The organism is Veillonellaceae bacterium, assembly GCA_012523975.1.
In the GTDB taxonomy this organism is placed as follows: domain Bacteria; phylum Bacillota; class Negativicutes; order JAAYSF01; family JAAYSF01; genus JAAYSF01.
On sequence record JAAYSF010000083.1, the window covers coordinates 1 to 1,994 of the forward strand.

Here is a 1,994-nt window from a genome sequence, read left to right on the forward strand (position 1 = left end):
AAATAATCGAGCACAAAATTAGGGAACCCTTTAAATATCCTTTTTATTCAGTTATACCATTAAAGGCGGTTGATGAAGCTGACAAAGCCTCTTTGGCGGATAACAAAGTGGTCAGGCAGGCAGAAGAACAAACAATGGCAGCGATTGCTGAAAAATTAGCGGCCGATATTGTAATTGCTGTGGAGCTATCGCAGGCCGATCTTAGGGAATTCACGGACTTTTGGCATGAAGAAAACTATATTGAGTCGGCGATCGTATTGAAATGCTATGCCTATTCGGCTGTAGATAAAAAAGCTCACGTTATTAAAGCAACAAGATTTACAACCGATACCAATACAATTAATACAACTGCGGCCGTATTTTTTCAGGAGTTGATTGAAGAAATCCTGGCTAAGGTACCTTACAAGCGTATTCCAACGCCGGAAATACAGAAGAGGATAGCCGATTACCACTTAGGTAAAGGCCAATAATGCGGTAAACGCCAAAGAAATTGGACAAACATAATAAAATTTTAATATTATGTTGACAGAATGAAACAGCGGGAGTATATTATATATAGTCTTATTTACATAACTTAATAAATCTTAAATGTGATGAGGGAGAATGTTGGATTCTCAATGTTGTTTCAGAGAGCCGGTGGGTGGTGCGAACCGGTAACGACAGGAATACAAAGATCACTCCCGAACAGCAAGGCTGAACTGTAAAGTAAGCTGCGCCGGTCTCAGCTCCGTAAGGAGTGCAGCCGTTATACTGCTAGGGTTGATTGACCTGATGAGATGCAGATTTTTTATCTGTAAAAAGGGTGGTACCGCGAGAGTAGCCTCTTGCCCCTTTAAGTCTATAGACTTGGAGGGCAAGGGGTTTTTTGTTTTTCACTCATTATTTTAGGAGGAATTATTTTATGAAGTATTTGGAGAAGTTGGCTCAGTTTATTTGCAAGAATATGACACTGTGGGTTGTACTGATTTCGGCAATCGCTTTTTATTATCCGGCCCCGTTTAAACCAATCGGACCGTACATTTCCTATCTTCTCGGGATTATCATGTTAGGGATGGGCCTTACCATGTCCCTAGAAGATTTCCGCCTAGTTTTCACTAGACCGAAAGATGTTTTCTACGGCGTCTTTTTCCGCTATTTAATTATGCCGTTAGTTGGTTTTGCTGTGGCAAAGCTGCTTAATCTTCCGCCGGCACTAGCTGCGGGTATGGTACTCTTGGGAGCTGCGCCAAGCGGTACGGGTTCAAACGTAATGACTTATATCGCCAAGGGTGATACTGCCCTTTCGGTTACCGTTTCGAGTGTTAATACCATTTTGGCGCCGGTACTTACCCCGTACATCTTCTTATTGCTAGCTGGTTCCATGATTCCTATCGATGCCACTGCGCTGCTTATGGATATTGTTTACATTGTATTAATTCCTGTATCGGCTGGGATTGCGCTGCATACTATTGCCCCTAAGTTTGTTGAGAAACTCACCAAGGTAGTTCCCGCAGTATCGGTTGTCTTTATCATCGCAATTATGTCTTCTGTTGTGGCTCTTAATGCCTCAAAAATGGCGACAATGGCCCTTGTCCTTTGTGTAGCAGTTGCAATTCACAATGTCGCCGGTTTGGTGCTTGGCTATTATGCCGGTCGGGCTGTCAATATGTCCAAAAAGAAATCCCGTGCTATCACTTTTGAAATTGGTATGGAAAACTCAGGCCTTACTGTTGCGCTTGCTTTGGCGCACTTAGATCCAATGGCGGCTTTGCCGGCGGCTGTTATGACGGTCTGGGAGTACATGAGCGGCAGTTTACTGGCAAGCTACTGGGGTAATAAGCCTGTGGAAGAAGATGCTGCCGAAACCAGTGCCGCAGCCTAAACACAATACCCGATACGGCATTGCCTGTGTCGGGTATTTTTATTAGCAAAAAATATTTTTGGATTTTAAAGGAAATATTTCAATAAACCATAATTTGTGATAAAATATAGCAAATTTAAGTTAAACCCCTAGA

The 1,994-nt window shown here is 42.7% G+C and carries 2 protein-coding genes and 1 other annotated feature; both genes read left to right on the forward strand.

Going from position 1 to position 1,994, the window contains the following annotated elements; all coding sequences use genetic code 11:
* A partial coding sequence (locus GX348_11405; protein ID NLP42762.1) for a hypothetical protein occupies positions 1-470 on the forward strand: 470 nt, incomplete at its 5' end.
* A gap of 114 nt (positions 471-584) precedes the next feature.
* Positions 585-835: a binding site (T-box leader), on the forward strand.
* A 66-nt stretch (positions 836-901) separates the two neighbouring features.
* Positions 902-1,861 (forward strand): bile acid:sodium symporter family protein, encoded by a 960-nt coding sequence (locus GX348_11410; protein ID NLP42763.1) that lies wholly within the window; start codon positions 902-904, stop codon positions 1,859-1,861.
* The last annotated feature ends 133 nt before the right edge of the window (positions 1,862-1,994 follow it).

Bases quoted from the DNA above. Each gene is read 5' to 3' on its own strand.
- GX348_11410 (NLP42763.1), top strand. From the start codon at position 902: ATGAAGTATTTGGAGAAGTTGGCTCAGTTTATTTGCAAGAATATGACA.